At 58.0% G+C, this 25,229-nt stretch carries 24 protein-coding genes, 1 pseudogene and 1 riboswitch; of the genes and pseudogenes, 13 read left to right on the forward strand and 12 right to left on the reverse strand.

Going from position 1 to position 25,229, the window contains the following annotated elements; genetic code table 11:
• Positions 1 to 142 (forward strand): annotated as a pseudogene (locus R6T97_RS01025) (cytochrome C); the annotation flags it as partial.
• A 52-nt stretch (positions 143 to 194) separates the two neighbouring features.
• Here R6T97_RS01025 and bchO read toward each other — a convergent pair.
• From bchO to crtA, 4 genes are read right to left on the reverse strand one after another with little or no spacing between them, the layout of a single operon-like run.
• Positions 195 to 1,040: an alpha/beta fold hydrolase BchO gene (bchO, locus tag R6T97_RS01030; protein ID WP_410347454.1), complete on the reverse strand. Its 846-nt coding sequence runs from the start codon at positions 1,038 to 1,040 to the stop codon at positions 195 to 197.
• Positions 1,040 to 2,674, reverse strand: a complete 1,635-nt coding sequence (locus R6T97_RS01035) for a magnesium chelatase subunit D (RefSeq protein ID WP_410347455.1) — start codon at positions 2,672 to 2,674, stop codon at positions 1,040 to 1,042. Before R6T97_RS01035 ends, bchO begins: the two co-directional genes overlap by 1 nt.
• Positions 2,667 to 3,668 (reverse strand): magnesium chelatase ATPase subunit I, encoded by a 1,002-nt coding sequence (bchI, locus tag R6T97_RS01040; RefSeq protein WP_410347456.1) that lies wholly within the window; start codon positions 3,666 to 3,668, stop codon positions 2,667 to 2,669. The genes R6T97_RS01035 and bchI overlap by 8 nt, the downstream gene beginning before the upstream one ends.
• Positions 3,669 to 4,370, reverse strand: a complete 702-nt coding sequence (gene crtA / locus R6T97_RS01045) for a spheroidene monooxygenase (RefSeq protein ID WP_410347457.1) — start codon at positions 4,368 to 4,370, stop codon at positions 3,669 to 3,671.
• 108 nt (positions 4,371 to 4,478) lie between these two features.
• Between crtA and R6T97_RS01050 the strand changes: the two genes are divergently transcribed.
• The 8 genes from R6T97_RS01050 (at position 4,479) to R6T97_RS01085 (ending at position 13,346) form a co-directional block, all read left to right on the forward strand.
• A complete protein-coding gene (locus R6T97_RS01050; protein ID WP_410347458.1) occupies positions 4,479 to 6,017 on the forward strand; it encodes a phytoene desaturase in 1,539 nt (512 codons plus the stop codon).
• Positions 6,014 to 7,036 carry a 15-cis-phytoene synthase gene (crtB, locus tag R6T97_RS01055; protein ID WP_410347459.1) on the forward strand — a complete coding sequence of 341 codons (1,023 nt, stop codon included), beginning with the start codon at positions 6,014 to 6,016 and terminating at the stop codon, positions 7,034 to 7,036. Before R6T97_RS01050 ends, crtB begins: the two co-directional genes overlap by 4 nt.
• Positions 7,037 to 7,066: 30 nt before the next feature.
• Positions 7,067 to 7,546, forward strand: coding sequence for a tryptophan-rich sensory protein TspO (gene tspO / locus R6T97_RS01060; protein WP_410347460.1), 480 nt, complete (start codon positions 7,067 to 7,069; stop codon positions 7,544 to 7,546).
• 40 nt (positions 7,547 to 7,586) lie between these two features.
• Positions 7,587 to 9,386, forward strand: coding sequence for an adenine deaminase (gene ade / locus R6T97_RS01065; RefSeq protein WP_410347461.1), 1,800 nt, complete (start codon positions 7,587 to 7,589; stop codon positions 9,384 to 9,386).
• Positions 9,383 to 10,864: an AMP nucleosidase gene (locus R6T97_RS01070; protein ID WP_410347462.1), complete on the forward strand. Its 1,482-nt coding sequence runs from the start codon at positions 9,383 to 9,385 to the stop codon at positions 10,862 to 10,864. Before ade ends, R6T97_RS01070 begins: the two co-directional genes overlap by 4 nt.
• A 133-nt stretch (positions 10,865 to 10,997) precedes the next feature.
• On the forward strand, positions 10,998 to 11,288 hold the full coding sequence (locus R6T97_RS01075) for an HU family DNA-binding protein (protein ID WP_341367151.1): 291 nt from the start codon (positions 10,998 to 11,000) through the stop codon (positions 11,286 to 11,288).
• A 126-nt stretch (positions 11,289 to 11,414) separates the two neighbouring features.
• The gene (locus tag R6T97_RS01080) at positions 11,415 to 12,374 is read left to right on the forward strand and encodes a DUF808 domain-containing protein (protein WP_410347463.1); all 960 of its coding nucleotides are present in this window, start codon (positions 11,415 to 11,417) and stop codon (positions 12,372 to 12,374) included.
• 108 nt (positions 12,375 to 12,482) lie between these two features.
• Positions 12,483 to 13,346 carry a DMT family transporter gene (locus tag R6T97_RS01085; RefSeq protein ID WP_410347464.1) on the forward strand — a complete coding sequence of 288 codons (864 nt, stop codon included), beginning with the start codon at positions 12,483 to 12,485 and terminating at the stop codon, positions 13,344 to 13,346.
• Here R6T97_RS01085 and aroC read toward each other — a convergent pair.
• The gene (gene aroC, locus R6T97_RS01090) at positions 13,343 to 14,446 is read right to left on the reverse strand and encodes a chorismate synthase (RefSeq protein ID WP_410347465.1); all 1,104 of its coding nucleotides are present in this window, start codon (positions 14,444 to 14,446) and stop codon (positions 13,343 to 13,345) included. The two genes, R6T97_RS01085 and aroC, sit on opposite strands and share 4 nt — an antisense overlap.
• Positions 14,447 to 14,537: 91 nt before the next feature.
• Positions 14,538 to 14,639, forward strand: a riboswitch (TPP riboswitch).
• A gap of 37 nt (positions 14,640 to 14,676) precedes the next feature.
• Between aroC and thiB the strand changes: the two genes are divergently transcribed.
• Genes thiB through R6T97_RS01105 form a run of 3 tightly spaced genes read left to right on the forward strand, consistent with a single transcriptional unit; the run spans position 14,677 to position 17,850 of the window.
• Positions 14,677 to 15,666, forward strand: a complete 990-nt coding sequence (thiB, locus tag R6T97_RS01095) for a thiamine ABC transporter substrate binding subunit (RefSeq protein WP_410347466.1) — start codon at positions 14,677 to 14,679, stop codon at positions 15,664 to 15,666.
• Complete coding sequence (locus R6T97_RS01100) at positions 15,642 to 17,171, forward strand: thiamine/thiamine pyrophosphate ABC transporter permease ThiP (protein WP_410347467.1); 1,530 nt, start codon at positions 15,642 to 15,644, stop codon at positions 17,169 to 17,171. Before thiB ends, R6T97_RS01100 begins: the two co-directional genes overlap by 25 nt.
• On the forward strand, positions 17,158 to 17,850 hold the full coding sequence (locus R6T97_RS01105) for an ATP-binding cassette domain-containing protein (RefSeq protein ID WP_410347468.1): 693 nt from the start codon (positions 17,158 to 17,160) through the stop codon (positions 17,848 to 17,850). The genes R6T97_RS01100 and R6T97_RS01105 overlap by 14 nt, the downstream gene beginning before the upstream one ends.
• An 80-nt stretch (positions 17,851 to 17,930) precedes the next feature.
• Here R6T97_RS01105 and R6T97_RS01110 read toward each other — a convergent pair whose 3' ends face one another.
• Genes R6T97_RS01110 through petA form a run of 3 tightly spaced genes read right to left on the reverse strand, consistent with a single transcriptional unit; the run spans position 17,931 to position 20,727 of the window.
• The gene (locus R6T97_RS01110) at positions 17,931 to 18,788 is read right to left on the reverse strand and encodes a cytochrome c1 (RefSeq protein WP_410347469.1); all 858 of its coding nucleotides are present in this window, start codon (positions 18,786 to 18,788) and stop codon (positions 17,931 to 17,933) included.
• A gap of 16 nt (positions 18,789 to 18,804) precedes the next feature.
• Complete coding sequence (locus R6T97_RS01115; protein WP_410347470.1) at positions 18,805 to 20,154, reverse strand: cytochrome b; 1,350 nt, start codon at positions 20,152 to 20,154, stop codon at positions 18,805 to 18,807.
• Between the two features lie 12 nt (positions 20,155 to 20,166).
• Positions 20,167 to 20,727 carry a ubiquinol-cytochrome c reductase iron-sulfur subunit gene (gene petA, locus R6T97_RS01120; RefSeq protein WP_410347471.1) on the reverse strand — a complete coding sequence of 187 codons (561 nt, stop codon included), beginning with the start codon at positions 20,725 to 20,727 and terminating at the stop codon, positions 20,167 to 20,169.
• Positions 20,728 to 21,145: 418 nt separating this feature from the next.
• Between petA and R6T97_RS01125 the strand changes: the two genes are divergently transcribed.
• Positions 21,146 to 21,787: an outer membrane protein gene (locus R6T97_RS01125; protein WP_410347472.1), complete on the forward strand. Its 642-nt coding sequence runs from the start codon at positions 21,146 to 21,148 to the stop codon at positions 21,785 to 21,787.
• Positions 21,788 to 21,793: 6 nt separating this feature from the next.
• On the opposite strand, the gene R6T97_RS01130 is transcribed toward R6T97_RS01125, so the two are convergent.
• The 4 genes from R6T97_RS01130 to dapF are packed head-to-tail and all read right to left on the reverse strand — an operon-like array spanning position 21,794 to position 25,135.
• The gene (locus R6T97_RS01130) at positions 21,794 to 22,396 is read right to left on the reverse strand and encodes a glutathione S-transferase (protein ID WP_410347473.1); all 603 of its coding nucleotides are present in this window, start codon (positions 22,394 to 22,396) and stop codon (positions 21,794 to 21,796) included.
• A 22-nt stretch (positions 22,397 to 22,418) separates the two neighbouring features.
• Positions 22,419 to 23,051: a glutathione S-transferase gene (locus R6T97_RS01135; protein ID WP_410347474.1), complete on the reverse strand. Its 633-nt coding sequence runs from the start codon at positions 23,049 to 23,051 to the stop codon at positions 22,419 to 22,421.
• A 9-nt stretch (positions 23,052 to 23,060) separates the two neighbouring features.
• A complete protein-coding gene (mtaB, locus tag R6T97_RS01140; protein WP_410347475.1) occupies positions 23,061 to 24,320 on the reverse strand; it encodes a tRNA (N(6)-L-threonylcarbamoyladenosine(37)-C(2))-methylthiotransferase MtaB in 1,260 nt (419 codons plus the stop codon).
• Positions 24,320 to 25,135 (reverse strand): diaminopimelate epimerase, encoded by an 816-nt coding sequence (dapF, locus tag R6T97_RS01145; protein ID WP_410347476.1) that lies wholly within the window; start codon positions 25,133 to 25,135, stop codon positions 24,320 to 24,322. Before dapF ends, mtaB begins: the two co-directional genes overlap by 1 nt.
• Positions 25,136 to 25,229: the final 94 nt, after the last annotated feature.

Genomic DNA, 25,229 nt, shown 5'->3' on the forward strand with positions numbered 1-25,229 from the left:
CGTTCAGGACCCAACAGGCTGGTTGCGCGAAACGCTCGACAACCGTCGCGCGCGCGGCAAGATGGCCTATCAGGTCCGTCAGGAAGAGCAGGCGTACGATCTTTATGCCTACCTCGCCACATTCGGCGCCGAAGAAGAGTAAGCAATCCGACTGGATTGGATCATGGGCCGTCAGAGGAAACTCTGGCGGCCGTTTACGTTTGTGTGATCAGTTGCGCGAATGTGACTGGGTCTTCTTCATGCGCAAGATGCCCTAGTCCGGACAGTTCGGTCAGCTTGCCATGTGGCAGTGACTGCACGGCATCGCGACTGACTTTTGGAGGAACAGCTTTATCGTCTAACCCGGTAATCAGATGCACGGGGGCATCAATATGCCCCAGCCGTGCTACCAAGCTATCCAGCGACCACTGCGCCATCATCGACAAGGTCGCATCGACATGGCCCTTATCGGTTGTGAGCCGGTAGTAGAGTTCCAATCCGTCCTGATCGATTTTCGAACCCGTGCCCTGCACTAAATTGCGGACACTACTGCGCGTCGACGTGCCGGCGAAGACACCGGCGCTGAACGGGGTTGCCGCCAGCGCTTTGGCCATCATCGGAAAGAGCCACCCCGCCACCCCTTTGAAATTGCCAAGCGCCGCATTGATCCCGACGATCCCTCTGGTGGGGCGCATTCCCAATTCCCACATACGCAGCGCAATTGCTACGCCAGCGGAATGACCGACGACAATGTCTGGTGTCCAGCCCTGATTGCGGCAGAGCGACAGCAGGTCTTCGGACACGTGATCCAGCCCACACCGTTGCTGAGCGCCAAGTTGTGTAAATCCCTGACCGGGCAGATCGACGGCGACGACATGATGTGTTTGTGCGAGAATTGGAAAAAGGCCGCGAAAGCTTTGCGTTGCACCGCCAGCGCCGTGGATCAGGAGGATCAGCGGCCCCTCTCCATGTTCCTGAATGTGCCAGCGATGCGGGCGGTGGAGGACTCGCCGCGAATAGGCGGTAAGGGGCCAGTTTTTGGCGTCGTCCGGCCAGCGCATCAGTCGCCCAACGCAGTTGCGACGGATTTTGACAGCCGTTCGGCATTGGCACGCGGAAGCGGCAGATAGGCGGCGTCCAGTGTTTGTGCCAGATTGCGCAAGGCGGGTTCCGGTCTGTTGCCCGTGTCGATGACGATCACGTCGGTCCCATGTGCGCGGAGCATACGCGCGATCTGCTGGGCGTCGATTGCCGCCTGTTTGCGGTCGGCCCGTCCATCAAGTGCGATGTTGGCGCGACCGTCCGTCAGAATAGCGATCGTCGGTGTCAGACCGCGCCTCGTGGCCTGGGTTGCCTGATCGAAGGCCGTCATCATGCCTGCCGCCAATGGTGTGCCGCCGCCACCCGGCAGCCCCGCAAGACGCCGTTTGGTTTGGACCAGTGATCGTGTCGGGGGAAGAAGCAACTCTGCCTCTGTTCCGCGAAACGCCACCAGTGCAACGTGATCGCGACGTGCATAGGCTTGGGCCAGCAGTAGCTCTACCGCACCCTTGGCCTCGGCCAGACGGCTGAGCGCGGAAGAACCGGAGGCATCGACCGTGAAGATCAAGAGCCTGTCGGACTTTTCTTCAAACCGCTTGATACGGATGTCAGCGGGTCGGATTTGCAGCCCGTCACGCCCTGAAGCATTGCGTCTGATCGTCTGCCAAGGGGCAGCCGCCCGTAGCGTCCCGATGATATCAATCCGCGCGCCATCGCTGATCCGACCGGCGCGTGACGGCAGCGGCCTGCCGCGTCTATTGCCTTTTCGTGCGGCACCCGTGCCATTGCCGCGGCCTGCGCGCGCCTTTTGGGCAGCCAATTGATCCAACAGGTTGTCAGGCAAAAGTGCGCGGACAGCCTCGAGCAACAACTCATCGGGGAGATCGAGTCCGTCTTCGGTGTTGCTGTCATTCGTCTGGTCAGGCGGTGGCGGTGGTTGGTCTTCGTCCTGCGCCTCGGGCTCGGGAATACGCGTCGCGCGGTGGGCCAGCGTGAGGGCGCAGGCGATTTCCAGATCATCGGCTATGACGCGGTCCCGCCCATTTAATGCCGCGTGGGCGCGCGCCGCTCGGATCGCAAACAGCGGCGCGCGCATACTGTCGATACCAAGATCTTCGGCGACGCGGGTGATTTGTTCGATTGTATCTGTCGGCAGCGTGACGTCTTTGACCGCGATTGGCTTGGCGCTGCATGGCTGTTTGTCTTGCGCATCGCTTAGGCTGCAATCTGATAAATCGACACTGAAAGCCAGCCGTTCTGCCAGTTTCGGGTTCAGGGCCTCGTCTGCTTCCGCCCCTTCATCCAGCGCGATCAGGCAGTGATCGTTGTTCTTGTCCAAAGCGACGGCAAGACGTGCCGCAAGCCCTGTTGTCGCGCGTTCTGCCATGGTGAGCACCAGCGCACCGGGGGTTGCCAATAGCCCCTTTTCCTGCACCAGATGGCCGCTGGCTAATGTCGCTGACAGGTCCAGCCCGCCGAACAAAGCCTCGTCCGATATCGCCGGGTGCAATCGCCTTGCGCCTGGATCGATCATCGCGGTGAGCCGGTCACGGACAGGGCCGGAGCGCGCACGAATGCAGATGCCCCCAAGTCCCGGATCGATCCCGAGCAGTTGCAACGCCAGCGTTGCGCGGGTCCAGCTTTGATTAGCCAAGAACGTCTTCCACCATGCGGGCGACACGCGTGCCGCTGCCTGCCTCGTCCAGCGGATCACGGCGCAGGCGGTGACGCAGGGCCATCGGGGCAACAGCGCGCAGATGCGCACGGGTCAGTGCGGTGTCGTCGCGCCAAGCAGCGTAGGCGCGGGCGGATTTGAGCAAGGTAAGTTCACCGCGCAACCCGTCGGAGCCAAGCGCGAGGCAGAGTTCGGCCACGTCTGTCAGTGTCTTTTCAGGCGTTTTTAGCTTTGTTAGAGTTTTTCTTGCAGTCAGGATGCGGTCCCGGATTGCGGCATCTTCAGCCTGCCACCGAACCATGAAGGCGGCGTTGTCATTTTCGAACGCATCGCGACGTTTGATGACCTCGACACGGGTTTCGACCTCTTTGGGCGATGCAACCTCGACCGATAAACCGAAACGGTCAAGCAGTTGCGGGCGCAATTCACCTTCCTCGGGGTTACCCGACCCGACTAGTACAAACCGCGCCGGATGGCGGATGGAAAGACCCTCGCGCTCAACCACGTTTTCACCTGATTGGGCGACATCAAGCAGCAGATCAACAATGTGATCCTCAAGCAGATTCACCTCGTCGATATAAAGGTAGCCACGGTTCGCGCGGGCGAGCAGGCCGGGCTGAAACGCCTTTTCGCCCTTGGTCAGCGCTTTTTCGATATCGAGTGCGCCGGTCACGCGGTCTTCGGTGGCCCCCAAGGGCAGATCGACAACCGGCGTTGGCGTTTCATGCACGATTTTAGAGCTTAATCCAGCCCAATCCGGCACATCCTTTGCAGCTGCGCTGTTTACGGGGCAGCCTTTGATCGCCGTAATCGGCGGCAACAAAGCGGCCAAAGCACGCACGGCGGTGGATTTGCCCGTTCCGCGATCACCAAATACCAAAACACCGCCGATACTGGCGTCAATCGCGGTAAGGATCATCGCTTGTTTCATCTCGTCTTGGCCAACGATGGCAGAAAAAGGGAATGGTTGCATCTAGGTGGCCTCGAGTTTGGTTAGGGGTGAGCTGCCGTTCCATGTCCCCCTGTCGGAGTGGACGGCGAAACGGGCATAGAGTTCTTCGCGAAACCAGCCTTCATCGCGCACGGCGCGAATCGCGTCTGCGTGTGGGCCGGTGCGGGCGAAACCGGCCATCGCTTGCTCGGAAGGCCAGATCGAAAAAGTGACCTGATGCAGAATCGGTATTTCGCCGATGCCGATCTTGAAAGCGACATTGGGGTCTTTGCCGATCATATCAGAGATATTGGGGACGCGACCCCAGAACCGGGCAAGAATTTTCGGTTTGATCGTGGCCCGTGTAAGCGCGGCCAGAGGGCCAGTTGTTTCCGGCATGGATGGCTCAAAGGGTGATTGGCCGGACCACGCACCGCGTGCGGTCTGGGTTTGCAGGAAGACGGTCCAATTTTCATCGGCCCACGCCTGATAATTAGCAAAGATGCCGGATTGCGTGCGTTCTTGGGCTGTCTCTGCGTCCGGCCAAGTCGCAAGGATCGCGTAAACGGCAGTATTCGGTACCGGTGTGAACCCCTCACCTGTCCCTGACCCGCAGAGCTTCCAAAATCCGATATCGGGGGTTCGTGACAGCGGCAATCGGGCCCCGCCCATCATGGTCAGCGCCCACGCGCGGGCGAGCGGCCCGGCGAAGCGGAAAAAAGACAGGCTGACAGTTTGCGTCACGGTTCTGACCTCATGGTCGTGTCAACTTATCCTGACATAACGGGTTGGATTTGGGAAGATGTTGACATAAGAATTGTCAACTTGCGTTTACACTATTACGGTAGGTCCATGGATACAGTGATACAGAATGATTCAAACACCGCAATCGTTATAGGCGCAGGGCTTGGTGGTCTTGCCGCAGCAATGCGGCTCGGTGCCAAAGGCTATGCCGTAACCGTCCTTGACCGGCTGGATAAGCCGGGTGGACGGGGGTCATCTGTCACGCAGGACGGCCACCGATTCGACCTTGGGCCGACAATTATTACCGTCCCGCAGGTGTATGAGGATCTATGGGCCGCCTGCGGGCGCGATTTTCACAAGGATATCGACCTGCGACCGATGGACCCGTTTTACGAGGTCCGATGGCAGGACGGATCAACCTTCACCGCCCGTCAGGACACGGACGCGATGTTGGCCGAGGTCGCGCGCCTGAGCCCGCGTGACGTGAAGGGCTACAAGCGGTTTCTGAAGGATAGCGAGGCCTGTTATAAAGTGGGCTTTGAAGGGATGGTCGCCAAGCCGATGCATCGGCTGTGGGAAACCATCAAGGTGCTGCCGCAATTTGCGCTGCTGCGCGCGGACCGGTCGATCCTTGGTCTGGCCAAGGCCCGCGTGAAAGACCCGCGTTTACGCATGGCGCTGTCATTCCATCCGCTGTTTATCGGGGGGGACCCAATGCATGTGACTTCGATGTATGCGCTTGTCGCTTATCTCGAAAAGGAATTCGGCGTGCACTACGCAATGGGTGGTGTCCAGCAGATTGCCAAGGCGATGGCCGATGTGATCCGGTCGCAAGGTGGGCAGGTGCGCCAAGGTGTCGAGGTCGACGAGATTCTGGTCGAGGGCGGCGCGGCCAAGGGCGTGCGCCTGACAAATTCAGAAACTATTCCTGCGGAACTCGTCGTGAGTAACGCCGATGCAGGCCATACTTATCAACGTTTGCTGCGCAACCAGCCGCGCAAGCGTTGGACCGACAAAAAACTGAAATCGCGCCGCTGGTCGATGGGTCTGTTCGTCTGGTATTTCGGTACCAAAGGCACAGCGCAGATGTGGCCCGATGTGGGCCATCACACCATCACCAATGCACCCCGCTATGAAGGGCTGCTCAAGGACATCTTTATCAAAGGCAAACTGTCAGACGACATGAGCCTCTATATCCATCGCCCGTCCAAAACCGATCCAAGCGTGGCCCCCGAGGGTGACGACACATTCTATGTCCTGTCCCCCGTGCCACATCTGGGTTTTGACGCTCCGGTCGATTGGCAGAAAGAAGCCGAGATTTACAAAGCCAAGGTGCAGGCCGAGGTCGAAAAGACCATGCCGGGCTTTGCCAAGCATATCAGTACCGAAATGGTCCTCACGCCCGAGGATTTCCGCGACCGCTATCTGTCCCCCAACGGGTCGGGCTTTTCGATCGAACCGCGTATCCTGCAATCTGCGTGGTTCCGCCCCCATAACGTAAGTGAAGAGGCAAAGGGCCTTTATCTGGTAGGCGCTGGCACGCACCCCGGTGCGGGCGTGCCTGGTGTGATTTCGAGCGCAGAGGTGTTGGCCAAGTTGGTGCCCGATGCGCCCGTGATGCCTGAACTGAAGGTGGCAGCAGAATGATTCGTCCCGATGACCTTGAACATTGCCGTGAGGCGATTCGCCACGGGTCGTTGTCCTTTCATGCCGCTTCGAAACTTTTGCCTGCCAAGGTCCGTGATCCGGCGCTTGCGCTTTACGCGTTTTGCCGGTTGGCGGATGATGAGGTGGACGAGGGTGATTATCAGGCAGGGGCTGTGTTTCGGCTGCAAGACCGGTTGGATGCTGCCTATGCAGGCAGGCCGAAAAACGCCCCTGAGGACCGCGCCTTTGCTGCGATCATCGAAGATTTCGACATGCCGCGCGCCTTGCCCGAGGCTTTGCTGGAAGGTCTGGCATGGGACGCGGCAGAGCATCGCTATGATACGTTAAGCGGTGTGCGCGATTATTCCGCCCGCGTGGCCAGTACCGTCGGTGCAATGATGTGCGTGCTGATGCGCGTACGCGACCCCGATGCGCTCGCGCGTGCATGCGATCTGGGCGTTGCGATGCAGTTGACGAATATCGCGCGCGATGTGGGTGAAGATGCGCGCATGGGCCGGATTTATCTGCCGCTGGATTGGCTGGCCGAAAAGGGGATTGATCCGATTAATTTCGTGCGTGACCCTTTGCCGACCGATGAGGTCCGGCGCATGGTCAAGCGGTTGCTTGCCGAAGCAGACAGGCTTTATCTGCGGTCAGAGGCGGGGATCGACGTCCTGCCGCTGCAAGCACGCACCGGCATCTGGGCGGCACGGCTGATCTATGCGGGTATCGGCAAACAATTGCGCCGTCAGGGGTTCGACAGTATTACGATGCGCGCGCGGACCAGCAGAAGGCAAAAGCTGCGCTGGTTGACGCAGGCAAGCGGGCGCACTGCCCTGTCGCTGATCATGCCCAAATCTGCGGTTATCTATGCCAAGCCATTGCCGGAAGTTGCATTTCTGGTTGATGCCGCCAGTCGTACGCAACCTGACCAAAAACGTGCCACCAGCGTGCTGGATATTCTGGCCGAACTGAAAGCCCGCGAATCCGGCATTGGAACTGACCGCCCGATGGCATAAGTGTAACGGGAACCTTGAAAGGGTCACTTGATGGATATCTGGCTGTTTTTCATATTCCTGGGCGCAAGTTTCGCCGCCGGTGCAACCGGCGCCCTTTTCCCGACCGGTGAATGGTACAAGGGTCTGAACAAACCCTCTTGGACCCCGCCGAACTGGCTTTTTCCCGTCATGTGGACCTCGATCTATCTGCTGATTGCTTTCGCTGGTGCGCGCGTGGCGGTGCTGGACGGAAGCGCCTATGCAATGGCGTTCTGGGCAATGCAGATTGCGTTTAACGCGCTCTGGACGCCTGTTTTCTTCGGTCTGCGCAATATCAGGGGGTCGGTGCCGATTATGGTGGGCCTTTGGGTGGCTGTCACGGGTGCGACGATCACGCATATGCAGTTGGATTTCTGGGCTGGGCTGGCCTTTGTTCCGTATCTGGTATGGGTCACTGTCGCCGCTGCACTGAACCTTGAGATGGTACGTCTGAATCCCGATCAGCAAGCACTGAAGCTTCAGGATCTCTGATCCCTCTTGAACGTCCCTTAAAACGATGAAACCATTGGGGATGGAAACACATTTGAAAACATGGGCCGAGGTTGCCCCCCGTTTGGTAGCAGTGGCTGCGGGTCGCGAGAAGGCTGATCTGGTCATTCGCGGCGGCAGGTTGGTGAATGTGCAAACCCGTGAAATTCTGGACGGCTGGCAGGTGGCGGTGGCCGCAGGGCGTTTTGCCTATGTCGGCCCTGATGCGTCGCATTGTATCGGTGATGATACCCGCGTGATAGAGGCGGAGGGCCGCTATCTGATCCCAGGACTTTGTGATGGCCACATGCATATTGAAAGCGGGATGCTGACGCCTGCCGAATTTGCCGCCGCAGTCATCCCCCACGGCACCACGACCATGTTCACCGACCCGCACGAGATCGCCAATGTTCTGGGTCTTCGCGGTGTGCGGATGATGCATGACGAGGCGCTGATGCAGCCTGTCAACATTTACACACAAATGCCGTCTTGCGCACCCTCTGCGCCGGGGCTGGAGACAACGGGGTTCGAAGTATCGGCCGAAGATGTGGCCGAGGCGATGGCATGGCCCGGCATCATCGGACTGGGCGAGATGATGAATTTCCCCGGTGTGATCAACGGTGATCCGCAGATGCTGGCCGAGATGGCCGCCACAATGAACGCAGGCAAGACTGTGGGCGGGCATTATGCCAGCCCCGATAAAGGCGTCGCGTTCTCAGCCTATGTCGCGGGCGGTGCTGCCGATGATCACGAAGGTACGGCAGAGGCTGACGCGATTGCCCGCGTGCGCAACGGGATGCGGTCGATGATGCGTCTTGGCTCTGCTTGGTATGATGTCGAAAGCCAGATCACGGCGGTCACCGAAAAGGGCCTTGATCCGCGGAACTTCATTCTTTGCACCGATGATTGCCACTCTGGCACTTTGGTCAATGACGGGCATATGAACCGCGTTGTCCGCCATGCCATTGCGTGCGGATGTGATCCGGTGATTGCCTTGCAAATGGCTACGATCAACACGGCAACGCATTTTGGATTGGAACGCGAGCTGGGGTCAATTGCACCGGGGCGACGGGCAGATATGATCCTGACATCCGATTTGAAGACGCTCCCGATTGAAGAGGTGATCGCGCGCGGCCGAACCGTTGCGAAGAACGGCAAGATCACTGTGCATTGCCCTCATTACGCTTGGCCTGCGGACGCACGGCACACGGTGCATATGGGCAAGGTACTGGGTGACGCGGATTTCGCGATCCACGCGCCTGAAGGTAAGAAAAAGGTGAAAGCCAAGGTAATCGGCGTGGTCGAAAATCAGGCCCCCACCGAGGCTTTGACGGCTGAACTGCCGGTCGTAGACGGGCTGGTGGAAGGCGAAGCTGACACCTACCAGATCGCCCTTGTCGAACGGCATCAAGGCACCGGCAAAGTGGTGAACGGCTTTGTTTCCGGCTTTGGCTATCAAGGGCGCATGGCCATGGCCTCGACCGTGGCGCACGACAGCCATCATATGATCGTCGTCGGCACGGACCGCGCCATGATGGCTGCGGCGGCAAACCGGCTGGGCGAGGTTGGCGGCGGTGTGACCGTCTGGAAGGACGGCGAAGAACTGGCGCTGGTGGAATTGCCCATCGCCGGCCTGATGTCTGACAGCCCTGCCGCCGAGGTCGCGGCAAAGACCGATCAAATGGTCGCCGCGATGACCGCCTGTGGTTGCACATTGAACAACGCCTACATGCAGCATTCGCTGCTGGCGCTTGTTGTCATCCCATCTTTACGGATCTCTGATCTGGGGTTGGTCGATGTCGATAAGTTTGAGATTACAGATATTTTTGAGGAAAATGCATGAACGTCGCACAAAAAGTGACAATCCGGACACCTGATGTCCCCAAGCCCGAAAGCTTTACGGACCCCAAGAAGGCCGTGGCACGGCTGCAAGAGCTTTACGCCAGCGCGGTACGTTTTCTGTCCGAAAATTTTGCGCAGGCACTGGTCAACGGGCAGCCTGAAACGCGGGTACGCGCGTACTACCCTGAAATTCGCCTGACAACGACGACCTATGCCAAGACCGACACGCGCCTGTCCTTTGGTCATGTGGCCGAACCGGGGGTTTACGCCACGACGATCACGCGGCCCGATCTGTTTGCGTCCTACCTTGAGCAGCAGATCGGTCTGTTGATCGAAAGCCACGGTATGCCTGTTGTCATCGGCGCGTCGAGCACCGAAATGCCTGTGCATTTTGCTGCGGCCAATGATCCGGGGCTGACGGTTCCGCAAGACGGCTCCATGGAGTTTAACCTGCGCGACAACTTCGACGTGCCGGACCTGACCTCGACGCATGATGACATCGTGAATGGCAAAGCTTTCACCTACCCTGATGGTGCACGACCACTTGCGCCCTTTACGGCACAGCGCATTGATTACTCCTTGGCACGCCTCGCGCATTATACTGCAACGGCACCAGAGCATTTCCAGAACCACGTGCTTTTCACCAACTACCAGTTCTATGTCGAGGAATTCGAGGCTTTTGCACGGCATGTGCTGGCCGATCCCGAAAGCGGCTACACCAGCTTTGTCAGCACAGGTAATGTGGAAATAACGCAGGCCGATGCGCCGATCCCACTGCCCGCGAAATTGCCGCAGATGCCGACCTATCATCTCAAGCGCGCGAACGGCAGCGGAATTACGCTGGTCAACATCGGTGTTGGCCCGTCGAACGCAAAAACGGCGACGGATCATATTGCCGTATTGCGTCCTCATGCATGGCTGATGGTCGGACACTGCGCAGGGCTGCGCAATTCGCAACGGTTGGGCGACTTCGTACTGGCCCATGCCTATCTGCGCGAAGATCACGTGCTTGATGATGACCTGCCCATCTGGGTGCCGATCCCCGCATTGGCTGAAATTCAGATCGCGCTGCAAACCGCAGTCGCGGATGTGACCGAGCTTGAAGGCTACGAACTCAAGCGGATCATGCGGACCGGCACTGTGGCCACCATCGACAACCGCAACTGGGAACTGCGCGAACAGGCAGGCCCCGTGCAGCGCCTGTCGCAATCGCGGGCCATTGCCTTGGACATGGAAAGCGCGACGATCGCCGCGAACGGGTTCCGGTTCAGGGTGCCTTATGGCACGCTTCTCTGCGTCAGCGACAAGCCCCTGCATGGTGAGTTGAAACTGCCGGGCATGGCCTCGGATTTCTATAAAACACAGGTCGCAGCGCATCTGATGATCGGTATTCGAGCGATGGAACGCTTGCGCGAAATGCCGCTTGAACGTATTCACAGCCGGAAATTGCGTAGTTTTGAAGAGACAGCCTTCCTCTGACAGGTCAAAAACCGCAAAAAACAGTGCTTTTTCCCTTGTAAACCTACACTAATCATTGTGGTCTCACACAACATACCGTTAAATGTGCGGGTAATAGGCCCTACTGCTGGGGCGAATGAGGGAGACCAGGATAATGGCTACAAAACCAATGACAAAAGCGCAGCTTGTTGCTGCATTGGCCGAAGAAACAGGCATGGACAAAAAAGCTGCGGGTTCCGCGCTGGACGCTGTGACCGGTATCATCACCAAAGAAGTATCCGGCGGTGGCGCCGTGACACTGCCCGGTGTTGGCAAAATCTACTGCCGCGAGCGCCCAGAGCGCATGGTACGCAACCCTGCCACGGGTGAGCAGATCAAGAAAGAAGCAGACAAGGTTGTCAAAATGACAATCGCCAAAGCGCTGAAAGACAGCGTGAACGGTTAAATCGTAGTGGCCCACGGGTCCTGATGTAATTTCGCGAAAGGCCGCCTGCAAAGGCGGCTTTTTTCGTGAATGACTTTGCGCTAAGAATGCGTACGCTGGAAGTCGCGGGAATAAGGCAGGTCTGAAATGAGCGGACTACTTGCACTTCTGGATGACGTCGCGGCCATCGTAAAGCTGACGGCTACGCAACTTGATGACATCGCCGCGCAAGCCAGCAAGGCGGGGGTCAAGGCCGCCGGTGTTGTGATTGATGATGCGGCCGTGACGCCAAAATACGTCACCGGGCTGCCTGCCGCCCGCGAGCTGCCAATTGTCTGGAAAATCGCGCGCGCGTCGTTTTTCAACAAATTGATTATCCTGCTGCCTGTCGCGCTCTTGCTGAATGCTTTTCTGCCGTGGCTGCTGACGCCGCTTTTGATGCTGGGTGGCGCATATCTGTGTTTTGAGGGGGCCGAGAAAGTCTGGCATTTGATCGTGCCGCATAAAGAACACGGGCCACAGCAGGCCGAAACCCTCAGCGCGGCCCACTTGGAAGAGCAGCGGGTCAAAGGGGCGATCAAGACGGACTTCATTCTGTCTGCGGAAATCATGACGATCTCGTTGTCGCAAATTGATATCGACGTTTTCTGGATACAGGCCGCTGCTCTTGCTGTTGTGGCGATCGGGATTACGGCTCTTGTTTATGGTGCGGTAGCGCTCTTGGTGAAAGCGGATGACTTGGGGCTCGTGCTCACTACCAAGGGAAAGCTTGGCATCAGTCGCAGTCTTGGACGCGGCATTGTGAAATCAATGCCTTCTGTGATGGTGGTGATCGCGACAGTCGGCACGGTAGCGATGTTGTGGGTCGGCGGCAGCATCATCGTGCACGGTCTGCACGATCTGGGATGGCATTGGCCCTATGATCAGATCAAGCATGCTGCGACTTCAGTTTCGTCGGGCGTCGGCAACGCACAGGGGGTTGTCAATTGGGCTGTGACTGCCGGGCTTGATGGTATCATCGGCCTGCTTTTGGGGTTTGGCCTGATCCCTGTTGTCACGCGGGCCATTGTGCCGGTGACCGGATGGTTGTTTCCAGAAAAGTCCTGACATGATGCGAGGTCGGGTGCGGCTTGAACAGGCGATGGACGGCGGCTGTTCTCTGCGCTTGCACAGGTAAGGTCTCTTTCGATAAAGGCTTTTGTGAAGGGGACTTACATGGACATCAAAGCAATCTTCATGGGCCTTGCCTTTGCGCTCATGTGGTCCTCGGCATTTACATCTGCGCGGGTCATCGTGGAATACGCGCCGCCCCTTTCGGCATTGGCGCTGCGCTTTCTTATCTCTGGGTTGATCGGTGTCGGCATCGCTTGGGCACTGGGCCAGTCAGCCCGGTTGAGCCGCAGGCAGTGGACAGGTGTGCTTGTCTTCGGCCTTTGCCAGAACGCGCTTTATCTAGGGCTGAATTTTGTCGCTATGCAGACAGTGTCGGCATCGCTTGCGGCCATTATCGCTTCTACAATGCCGCTGTTGGTGGCGCTGGCGGGGTGGCTGGCGTTCGGAACCAAGGTACGGCCAATGGGAATCGCAGGATTGATTGCCGGGGTTGCCGGTGTCGCGCTGATCATGGGTGCCCGGTTGCAGGGTGGCGCGGACCTTTACGGCATTCTGCTATGTGTCATTGCGGTGTTTTCCTTGACCATTGCGACGATGGCTGTCTTGGGCGCGTCATCGGGTGGCAATGTGCTGATGATCGTTGGGTTACAAATGCTGGTGGGCAGTGCGATCCTATGGGCGCCTGCGCTGGCGTTCGAGACGCTTGAGGTCACGTGGAACTGGCAGCTTGGCGTCGCATTTGTCTACACGACACTGGTGCCGGGTCTTGCTGCGACCTTGGTGTGGTTCTTGCTGGTGGGGCGGATCGGGGCAGTCAAGGCTTCGACCTTTCACTTTCTCAACCCGTTCCTTGGTGTGGCGACGGCGGCCATCCTTTTGGGTGAAGCGATTGGCGTGCTCGACGTTGTCGGTGTTGCCATTATCGCAGGCGGTATTCTGGCAGTGCAGTTGTCAAAACAGGTCTAACCGATCTGCCCGCGTACGCCCCCGGTCTGTCCGCGATCCAGCAGCAGGTGATCAAGGATCACACAGGCCATCATCGCCTCCCCTACTGGTACCGCACGAATACCGACACAGGGATCGTGGCGGCCTTTGGTGATCACCTCTGTCGGGGTCCCGTCCATGCGGATTGATTTGCGCGGCGACAAAATGGACGAGGTTGGTTTGACTGCAAAACGCACAACGATATCCTGTCCGGTGCTGATCCCGCCAAGGATACCACCCGCATGGTTAGAGGAATATTCCGGCCCGTTTGGACCCATGAAAATCTCGTCTGCATTGTCGCGGCCTGTCAGCGCGGCAGCGGCCATGCCCTCGCCGATCTCAACGCCTTTCACGGCGTTGATCGACATCATCGCAGCGGCCAAATCAGTGTCTAACTTGGCATAAACCGGTGCGCCAATACCGGCAGGCACACCACGTGCAACCACCTCTATGATCGCGCCGACCGAGTTGTGATCATCCTTGCGCAGCCATGCCAGATAGTCGTTCCACTCGGCAGCCGCCTCTGCATCGGGGCAGAAGAAATCGTTCCGGTCGATCTGGTCCCAATCGACGCGCGAGCGGTCGATCTGTTTGGCCCCCATCTGGGTCATATAGCCCTTGATCTGCACGTTTGGCGCGATTGCCTTAATCGATTCTCGCGCGACACCGCCTGCTGCGACGCGTGAAGCGGTTTCACGGGCCGAAGACCGCCCGCCGCCGCGTGGGTCGCGCAACCCGTATTTCTGGTGGTAGGTGATATCCGCGTGGCCGGGCCGGAACGTATTGATGATATCGCCATAGTCCTTTGATCGCTGGTCGGTATTTTCGATCATCAACTGGATCGGTGTGCCCGTTGTTTTGCCTTCGTATACACCTGACAGGATGTTCACGGTATCAGGTTCGTTCCGCTGGGTGGTATTCTTGTTCAACCCTGGACGCCGTTTGTCCATCCACTTCTGGATCGTCGCAGGTTCCAGCGGCACACCCGGCGGGCAGCCGTCAACTGTTGCACCCAAGGCAGGCCCGTGGCTTTCACCCCAAGTGGTGAAGCGGAACAGATGACCAAAGCTGTTGATTGACATGGCAGATACCCCTTTGCCGCATGGGTCTAGCGGGGGTGACAATCAGGCTCAAGTGCTTTCCCTTGCGTCTCGGTGCATTCCACACTAGCTAAGGCGAACCTCGGGGGGCCAAATCTGGCTGAGATGTGCATTGCGCGGACCCGTTGAACCTGAACCGGTTAAGACCGGCGGAGGGAAGGTTTAGCACTGACGCTATCCCCCCAATCCGCCCGTCGCATTTGGAGGATACGATGAAAACAATTCCCTATCTGCCAGTTGTCGCGGGACTTGCCCTATGTGCCACAGGCGCAATGGCCGAGACCCCGGTACTGCAAGTCATGACCTACGACAGTTTTGTCACCGAATGGGGCCCCGGCCCAGCGATTGAAGCAGCGTTCGAGGCCGATTGTGCCTGTGATCTGCAATTTGTAGGCGCTGGCGACGGTGCCGCGCTGTTGGCACGGCTTCAACTCGAAGGGCCAAGGACCGATGCGGATATCGTGTTGGGCCTTGATACCAACCTGATCACTGCGGCGCGCGAAACAGGCCTGTTCGCACCACATGGCGTGGAAGCTGATCTTGATCTTCCAATCACATGGACGGACGAAGATTTTCTGCCGTTCGATTGGGGCTACTTTGCCTTTGTCGGCAATGCAGGCGCGGATGCACCCAGCTCTTTGCGTGCGCTTGCTGACAGCGATATCCAGATCGTCATTCAGGACCCGCGCTCATCAACGCCCGGTCTGGGGCTGCTGATGTGGGTCAAAACGGCCTATGGTGCTGAAGCCGCATCGCTTTGGGCTGATTTGGCGGACAACATCGTCACTGTCACACCCGGCTGGTCCGAAGCTTACGGCATGTTCCTTGAAGGCGAAGCCGACGCGGTGCTGTCCTATACCACGTCGCCCGCCTATCACCTGATCGCCGAAGAGGACGACAGCAAGGTCGCGTGGGGCTTTGATGAAGGTCACTACATGCAGGTCGAAGTGGCAGGCAAAGTGGCAGGTACCGACCAGCCGGAGCTTGCTGACCAGTTCCTGGCATTCATGGTATCGGACGCGTTCCAAAGTGTGATCCCGACGACAAACTGGATGTACCCTGCTGTGACGCCCGCTGGCGGTTTGCCCGACGGGTTCGAGACATTGCTGACACCTGCAAAAGCCTTGCTTTTGTCACCTGAGGACGCGGCAGAGATCCGTCCAGTGGCATTGGATGAATGGCGCAACGCACTGTCCCAGTAACGGCACGCTGGCCCGGCACCGCTGCGGCGGTGCTGGTCCTTGTGCTGACCCTTGGCACGCTGGGCGCAGTTGCCTGGCGTGCGCAATGGGGCGGCGGTTTGGCCCCCGCAGATTGGGCCGCGATCCGGTTTACGGTTGTGCAGGCGCTGATCTCTGCTTTGGTAAGCGTGTTGCTGGCAATTCCCGTGGCGCGCGCTCTTTCGCGGCGCAGGTTTTTGGGCCGACAGTTGCTGATCACCCTTTTGGGCGCACCCTTCATCTTGCCGGTCATCGTCGCGGTTCTTGGTCTCTTGGCGATCTTTGGTCGCGGCGGGATTGTGAATGACGGGTTGGGCTGGCTGGGTTTCGCGCCGATATCGATCTACGGCTTGCACGGCGTTGTTCTGGCGCATGTGTTTTTCAACATGCCGCTGGCGGTGCGGTTTATCCTGCAAGGCTGGCTGTCAATTCCGGCAGAGCGGTTCCGGCTGGCGGCATCGCTGAATGTGCCTGTTGGACGCCTGCTGGAGTGGCCGATGTTGCGTGCAGTGGTACCGAGCACCTTCCTTGTCATCTTCCTGATCTGCCTGACCAGTTTTGCCGTGGCGCTGACCATGGGTGGCGGCCCGCGTGCGACGACGGTCGAACTTGCCATCTATCAAGCCGTGCGCTTTGACTTTGATCTGGGGCGGGCCGCACTTCTTGCCTGTATTCAGTTCGTGCTTTGCGTGGTTGCAGCCATTCTGGCATGGCAGGTCACAGGGGACGACCCGATTGGCACAGGATTGGACCGTGTCGTGCAGCGCTGGGATCTGGCGCGGCCAGCCGTTGATTTTAGCGTGATCGGATTGGCTGCGCTCTTTCTGCTCTTGCCCTTGGCCATGATTCTTTTGCGCGGCCTTCCCGGATTTCCCGATCTGTCCGCAACGATTTGGGCCGCTGCGTTGCGGTCGGTGCTTGTGGCGCTTGGGTCTTCGGCCCTTTGTGTCTCGATGGCCCTTGCGCTTGCCTTGCGCGGCGGGAGGTTGGTTTCGGTCGTCGGGGTGATGCCTCTGGCTGCCTCTGGCCTCGTCGTCGGGACCGGTGCATTTCTGCTGGTCTTTCCCTTTGTGCGCCCCGCTGACGTCGCGCTTATCGTCACGATGCTGGTGAACGCCACATTGGCGCTGCCCTTTGCGCTACGGTCTGTTGCGGCGGCGGTGGCCCAGATCAAGCAAGATTACGGTCGCTTGGCGCTTTCGCTATCGATCACCCACTGGTCGTGGGTGCGTTTGATCGTGCTGCCGCGCGTGCGGCGTCCGTTGGGGTTTGCCGCAGGGCTTGCCGCGGCACTGTCGATGGGTGACCTTGGCGTGATCGCCTTGTTTGCAGGACAGGCCGAGGAAACACTGCCCTTGGCAATGTATCGTTTGATGGGTGCGTATAGAATGGAAACGGCAGCGAGTGCGGCGCTTTTACTTGTGGCGATCAGCTTTGCGCTCTTTTGGTTATGTGATCGGTGGGGGCGGGCTGATGCTGATATGTGAAAATCTGGTGTTAAAGCGCGGGTCGTTTTCACTGCATGCGAATATGACGTTCGATGCTGGCAAGGCAATCGCGCTGATCGGCCCTTCAGGTGCCGGTAAATCAACGCTGCTGGATGCAATTGCGGGATTTCTGGCACCGGTGTCCGGTCGATTGCTTTGGGGCGATGTCGATCTGACAGATGCCGACCCGGGTGAGCGGCCTGTCAGTATGTTGTTCCAGGATAATAACCTGTTTCCACATTTGTCGGCAGCGCAGAACGTAGGTTTGGGGCTGAGGCCCGATCTACGGCAGAGTGCGGAAGATGCCACAAAAGTCGCGGCGGTGTTGGCCGATGTTGGACTTGCAGGTTTCGGGGATCGCAAGCCGAGTGCGCTATCTGGTGGGCAGCAAAGTCGTGTTGCTCTGGCGCGCGTTTTAATCGCGGATCGGCCCATTGTGCTTTTGGACGAACCCTTCGCGGCGCTAGGGCCTGCGCTCAAGGATGAGATGCTGGATCTGGTGCGGTCCAAGCTGGTTTCTGCTGGCAAGACAGTAATTATGGTAACGCATGATCCATCCGATGCCCGACATATGGCAGATCTGGCAGCCTTGGTTGCCGATGGAAAGGTCAGCCCACCGCTCGCAACCGATCATTTGTTTGCCGATCCACCACCCACACTGAAGGCTTATTTGGGATAAGGCGGATATTGACCCGCCTTCCATTACGAAAAAGGCCCACCAAATTGGCGGGCCTTTTCTTTTTGTCCGGTCAGCGTGACCTAGTCCTTGTGCTTATGCGGTGCCCACAGACGCTTGTTGGTCAGATAGAGTAGTACCGACAGAACCGTCAGGAACAGCACGCCAGTCAAGCCAGCTTCTTTGCGTGCCACCAGCTTTGGTTCAGCCGTCCACATCAGGAATGCGGCGACGTCCTTTGAAACCGATTCCATGTCGGTTGCTGCACCGTCCGCATAATCAACGTCATCACCCCAAAGCGGTTGTGACATTGCGATCCAAGATCCGGGCACCATGTGCTTGCCGTGGTCGTCTTTACAGCTGTCAGGGAAACCGCCAGCGGCGAAAGCCACGTTATAGAAGCCGTCCATTGGCTCGCCTTCTAGTGCGCACTCCGGCTCTTCGTGGTAGCCGGTCATCAAAGACGCGATGTATTCTGCGCCCCCCATGCCGTTCACGAATTGGCTGATGCCGGTGCCGTAAGGGCCGCTAAAGCCTGCGCGCGCCTTTGCCATCAGGCTCAGGTCCGGTGCAGTCGACAGGCTGGATTCCGGGAACTTGTCTGCTGGAGTCGCTGTGCGGAAATCGCCTTCTCCATCAAATAAAGCCTGATCGAAGATTTCGTAGAATTCTGCATAGGCCCGCATCTGATCTTGGGGCAGGCCGGGGCCGCCTTCGTCAGACAGGTTACGGAATGCGACGTATTCCAGACCATGACAGGCGGAACAAATTTCAGTATAGACCTGAAGGCCACGCTGAAGCTGCATCTGGTCAAAGCTGCCGAATGGTCCCTCGAAAGAGAAATCATAGTCGGTGACTTCAATCTCAAGCTCTGCGGCCGTGGCCTGCCCTGCGGAGAGGGCAAGCGCCACGGCGGCGGTGAGTGATAGTTTGCGGAACATTACTTTTGGTCCTTTCTCACTCGGCCGGGCTGGCGACTGGCTTGGCGCCGTCAGCTTTCGGCGCGTAGTGCGCATTGAAGTCTTCTTCGATGGTTGCTGGTGGCGTGTTCGGCTTTTCGATCACCCCCAGGAGCGGCAGGATCACCAGGAAGTAGGCGAACCAGTAGGTCGAACCGATCAGCGCGATGTAGGGGTAAATCCCTTCAGCCGGGCGCGCACCGACCCACATCAGCAGTATGAAGTTGACTGCAAAGAGCCAGAACCACCACTTGAACATCGGGCGATAGCGGCCCGAACGTACCGAAGACGTATCAAGCCATGGTGCCAGCGCCATCACGACGATCGCGCCGAACATGGCAATCACACCAAAGAACTTGGCGTCCACGATGCCGAAGGTGATCCAGTTGACCGCGATGACCAGCCATACCTCTTGGTCGAAAGCACGCAGGATCGCGTAGAATGGAAGGAAGTACCATTCAGGCACGATGTGCGATGGTGTCACCAACGGGTTGGCGGGGATATAGTTGTCGGGGTGGCCAAGGTAATTTGGCATGAAGCCGACCACTGCTACAAAGACTGCAAGGATAATGCCTAGCGCGAACAGGTCTTTGATCACGAAATAGGGCCAGAATGGCAGCGTATCCTTTTCGGCGTCTTCCTTGGACGTCCGACGCACCTCGACACCGGTGGGGTTGTTGTTGCCCGTAGTGTGGAATGCCCAGACGTGCACGATTGTCAAACCCAACAGAATGAAGGGCAGCAGATAGTGCAGCGAGAAGAAGCGGTTCAGCGCGGGCTGTGCGATCGCACCGTTTGGCGTACCCAGCAGCCAGATCTGTACACTTTCACCGATGAAGGGGATTGCCCCGAAGAGGCCCGTGATAACAGCGGTACCGTGGAACGACATCTGGCCCCATGGCAGCACATAGCCCATAAAGGCCGTGCCCATCATCAGCACATACATCAGCATGCCCACGATCCATGTCACCTCGCGTGGTGATTTGTATGAGCCGTAGTAAAGCGAACGGAAGATATGCGCATAAACTGCAACAAAGAACAGCGAAGCGCCGTTCATATGGAAATAGCGGATCATATGGCCGCCGTTCACGTCACGCATGATATGTTCCACAGACTGAAACGCCATGTCGACATGTGGCACATAGTGCATCACCAGTACGATGCCTGTGATGATCTGCAATACCAGTGTGAAAACAAGAACGATGCCCCAGATCCACATCCAGTTCAGGTTCTTGGGCGTGGGAAGCATCAATGTGTCATACATCAAGCCAACGATCGGCAGGCGCGAGTGTAGCCACTTTGCGCCTTTTGTGTCCGGCTCGTAATGGTCGTGGGGAATTCCGCCCATGGCTTTCTCTCCTTAACCGAGTTGAATTGTCGTTTCGTCCACGAAGGACGCAACGGGAATAGGAAGATTGCGTGGCGCTGGACCTTTGCGGATCCGACCAGCCTTGTCGTAGTGCGAACCGTGGCAGGGGCAGAACCAACCGCCAAAGTCACCGGCTTCGCCCAAAGGCACACAGCCAAGGTGTGTACACACGCCCATCTGAACCAGCCATTGGCCATCTTCGCTGAGTGCGCGGTTTTCATCAGTTGCCGGTACGTTGTTGCCAAGGTTTTCGTTATTGGCCTCGGCATCTGGCAGCTCGCTCAAGTCAACGGCACGCGCATCCGCGATCTCGTCTTCGGTGCGTGCGCGGATAAAGACCGGCTTGCCTTGCCAAAGCACTGTAATCTGGGTGCCCGGATCAACGGCGCCGACATCAACGCGGATCGAGGCGAGCGCCAACACATCGGCGGAAGGATTCATTTGGTTTACCAGTGGCCAGACCGCCGCACCTGTTACCACAACACCCGCACCGGCGGTTGCGTAGTAAAGAAAGTCGCGGCGTGTGCCCTGATGATCATCTGCATGTGACACGGGATGCATCTCCGATTCTTATGAAGGGCGTATCTGCCCGCACGAAAATTAGACCGAAATAAACATCAGTCAATTTTGCCGTTGTTTAACTATCAAACCTTTCAAGGTCCAGCGGACAATCGCGCGCAGGTCCACTTGCCGCATGTGTAAGGCCTTGATGATGAACACATCATGAAGCGCTGCATGGGAATCATGCGTTGATATTATCGCTTTATTTGGTGCTGACGGGGGCGGCGGCCAGACCAGAGCCGGATTGATCACCATGTCAATAAGCGGATTTTTTCCTTAAATGACCAATAGTTGTGTCAGGCGTGCCACAATCGCAAATCCGTGACAGATTGGTGATTAATGTTTTGTTGTCACCTTGGTTGCAGAAGCCTAGTCAGAATACCTGTCACTTACCGTGGACTTTTTTGAAATGAATCGTGCATCAGCCTTGTGTATCAGCCTTATCGTTGCTCCTGCATTCGCGACAGCGGAGGTGCAGCTTAGCTTTTATGGCGGTTTGCAATCGGCACCGGCGTCAGATATTTCGATTCGTGATCCGGAAATAGGCAATGATGATTTCTCCCAGGATTGGGAGGGGCGCTCTTTTGATGCGCCGCCATACTATGGAATTCGCGCGACACGCTGGAAATCTCCAACTTTTGGTTATGGTTTGGATTTTGCCCATAACAAGGTGTATCCGGACGGCCCGTTGCGCGACGGCTACAAGGTACTTGAATTCACCGATGGCCTGAACACGCTGACCATCAATGCCTATCGCCGTTGGAACGACGCGATCGGCGATGTGACGCCCTATGTGGGTGGTGGTGTCGGCATTGCCTTGCCCCATGTCGAGGTGACAAATGGCGAATTCGAGACATTTGGCTATCAATTGACCGGGCCTGCGGCGACATGGATTGCGGGTGCTTCCGTTCCTATCACCGACCGCTGGTCCGTCTTTGGTGAATACAAAGGCACTTTCTCGTCCAATACGGCCGACCTTGAAAGCGGCGGTACGTTGGAGACGGACATCATAACCAACGCAGTCAACCTTGGCGTCAGCTTCGACTTTTAAGGCGGTCTAGTCCGGTCTTGTGGCAAGCATGCTGTCGCGCGCTCCGAAATCCGTATGCCAGTTTGCAAGCGCCTCATTCCCGTTGCGCCAGCCGCGCCCATCATGCCGCAGGTCGATATAGGATAGCGCGCAGGCGACACCAATCTGCCCGATGTTTATTGGCCCTGTCAGATGGCTCATCCAGCGGCTGTTGACCGCGGCGATTCCACGGGCTGCCTTGGCCCATTGTGCCTCGACCCACTCTGATGATTGTCTGTCTGCCGGACGAAAGCGCGCCTCATAAGACATCGCGACGGTGGCATCCATGATCGCATCGGCAGTCGCTTCCAGCGTCAGGATTTCCCAAATCCGGCTTTGTGGATAAAGGTTGGCACCTGCGAGATCGTCCAGAAACCGCGTGATCACCCGGCTGTCATAGATGCCGGGTCCATCGGCGCGGATCAATGCGGGAATTTTGCCCATCGGGTTTGCCGCAATCACCTCTGGTGCAGAATCCAGCGGGGTTGTTGCGACGTTGATCTCTTCGACCGTGCCCATGAGGTCCGCTTCGCGGATCAGCACGCGCACTTTGCGCACATAAGGTGAAGCTGGCGAGATGAGCAGCTGCATAGCTAACGGTCCCTATCTGAATCTACGGGAACAAGACCTGATCCTGCCCGCTTTGCCAAGGAGGATATTTCGTCATGATCGCGCGAAACCGGTCTGAGCCAAGGAAATCATCGAGCCATTTGGTTAGCTGCTTCAGCCCTTGCGCATCGAACCAGGCGCGATCTGTATTGGCGAACTGACGCACGAAGGGCAGGATCGCCATATCGGCCAAGGTTCGCTTCGGGCCCATCAAGAAAGGTTCATCGCTCAGACGATCATTCCACTCACGCAGGAACACCATCGCCTTTGCGCGCTCTGCGGCCTCGTCCCGATCCGGAAAACGGACCGCATATTTGGCGTGATCAAGGGCGCTTTTGAATGGGCCATCGCAGGCGTCGATCAACAAGTGGCCTTCTTGCGGCATGTCCAGCCAGCTCTCGGGGTCATTACGGCCCAGCGCCCAAAGCATCACATCGCGGCTTTCTTCGATGACCGTGTCGCCATCCTGCAAGACAGGCACAGTGCCTTTCGGCGAAGCAGCAAGAAAAGGCGCGGGTTTGTCCCTGAGCAGGATTTCTTGTAGCTGCACTGTCTGGCCGCTGGACTGGATCGCCAGCCGCGCACGCATGGCGTAAGGACAGCGACGGAAGGACCAAAGGATGGGAAGTGTCATCATCCTCCTATCTTATGCAGTCAGTTGATGACCCGCAAACCCGGTGATTTGCGCTTGGATGATCTGGCTTTCGGGTTGGTCGCTGTCAAAGACCACCTCGGTAAATTGTTCGGTCCGACCCATGCGCGTATTCTCCATCAGGACATGATGGGTCTTGCCTGCCTGCGCTTTCAAATGCCGATCCACTTGGGCGGTTCCTGCCGCGCGCAATGCAGCCGCCCGCTGTTTGATCAGCTTGCCGTTCACAGGAGGCATTTTCGCCGCAGGCGTGCCGGGACGGGGCGAATACGGAAAGACATGCAGCCATGTCAGATCGCACTCATCGACCAGCGCCAGAGAGTTGGCAAACATATCATCCGTCTCTGTCGGAAAACCGGCGATGATATCGGCGCCATAGGTCATGTCGGGGCGGAGTTTCCGGGCCTCTTGGCAGAATACAATCGCATCGTCGCGTAGATGGCGGCGCTTCATCCGTTTGAGGATCATGTCGTCGCCATGCTGCAGCGACAGGTGCAGATGCGGCATCAGGCGTGATTCCGTCGCGATAGCCTGCATGAGGTTCTCATCCACCTCGATGCTATCGATGGAACTGATCCGCAGTCGTGGCAAATCAGGCACTAGCTTGAGGATGCGCATCACCAAATCGCCGAGTTTCGGCGCGCCGGGCAGATCAGCCCCCCAACTGGTCAGGTCAACACCGGTCAGCACGACCTCGTTGTATCCGGTATCCACCAACCTCTTGATCTGATCGATAACCACACCCGCAGGGACCGAGCGCGAATTGCCTCTGCCATAGGGGATGATGCAGAAGGTGCAGCGGTGGTCGCAGCCGTTCTGCACCTGTACATAGGCCCTGCTGCGGGTGCCGAAACCATCGATCAGGTGTCCGGCGGTTTCGGTCACCGACATGATGTCATCAACCTGCACAGGTTCGGTCTGCCCAATCAGATCGGGGGCCATGCCGACCCAAGTGGCCGGGTTCATCTTTTCTGTGTTGCCAAGGACGACATCGACCTCATCCATCCGGGCAAAGGTATCAGGCTCTGTCTGGGCGGCGCAGCCGGTGACGATCAGTTTCGCATCAGGATGATCGCGGCGCAGCTTGCGGATATCCTGACGCGCCTTGCGCACAGCTTCGGATGTTACCGCGCAGGTGTTCACGACGATCGCGTTGTCGACACCTGCGGCATTTGCAAGTTCCTTCATCGCCTCGGTTTCATAGGCATTCAGGCGGCAGCCGTGGTTCGAAAATATGGGTGCGGTTCGTGTCATCAAAGCCGCCATTGTCCATCAAAGACATGGGCCGTCGGCCCCGTCATCCACACGCCATCATCGCGCCAGTTGATATGCAGTGTTCCGCCGTCAAGGTCGATTGTCACATCCCGCCCCGTCAGGCCGCGCCGCGCGGCTGCGACAGCCGTTGCACAAGAGGAAGAACCGGAGGCAAGCGTGACGCCCACACCCCGCTCCCAGACGCGCATGCGCAAGTGATCGCGACCTACAAGGCTCGCAAATTGCACGTTGGTGCGTTCAGGAAAAAGCGGATGATGTTCAAGCGCCGCACCTTTTTCGGCAAGATCAATCGCATCGGCATCTGGAACGAAGAAAGTGCAGTGCGGATTGCCCATGCCTGTCGCTGTCGGCGCCCCGTCAATCGGCAATTCAAACGTGTCCATTGCGTGTGCAAGGGGTACATCCTGCCATTCCAGCTGCGGTTGCCCCATATTCACCGAGGTCAGACCATCACCAGCATCCACAGCCTGCAAAATGCCGCGCTCGGTCTGCAACGTCAGCGCAGCCGCGCCTGTCTGATCCATCATATGTCTGGCGATGCAGCGCGTCGCGTTGCCGCAAGCCCCCGCCTGCGATCCGTCGCTATTCCAGAACACCAGCCGCACATCGGCGTCAGGCGTGTCGGAAAGCACTGCGAGCTGGTCAAAGCCGACCCCGCGATGCCGGTCTGCGATGGCGATAGACAAGGCCGCATCCACGCGCGGGGTGATTCCCCGTTCGTCGATCACAACAAAGTCGTTGCCCAGCCCGTGCATCTTCATGAAGGGCAAAAATGATGAGTCGTTGATGGTCATGGCGGCGATATAGGCCAAGGCAGGCAAGTTATCCAGCGAAGAGAGGCATTTGGGGCTTGACCCCACCCGCGGGGCTTTCTAATTAGCGCCCCTA

Source organism: Yoonia sp. (assembly GCF_046498525.1).
Taxonomy (GTDB): domain Bacteria; phylum Pseudomonadota; class Alphaproteobacteria; order Rhodobacterales; family Rhodobacteraceae; genus Yoonia.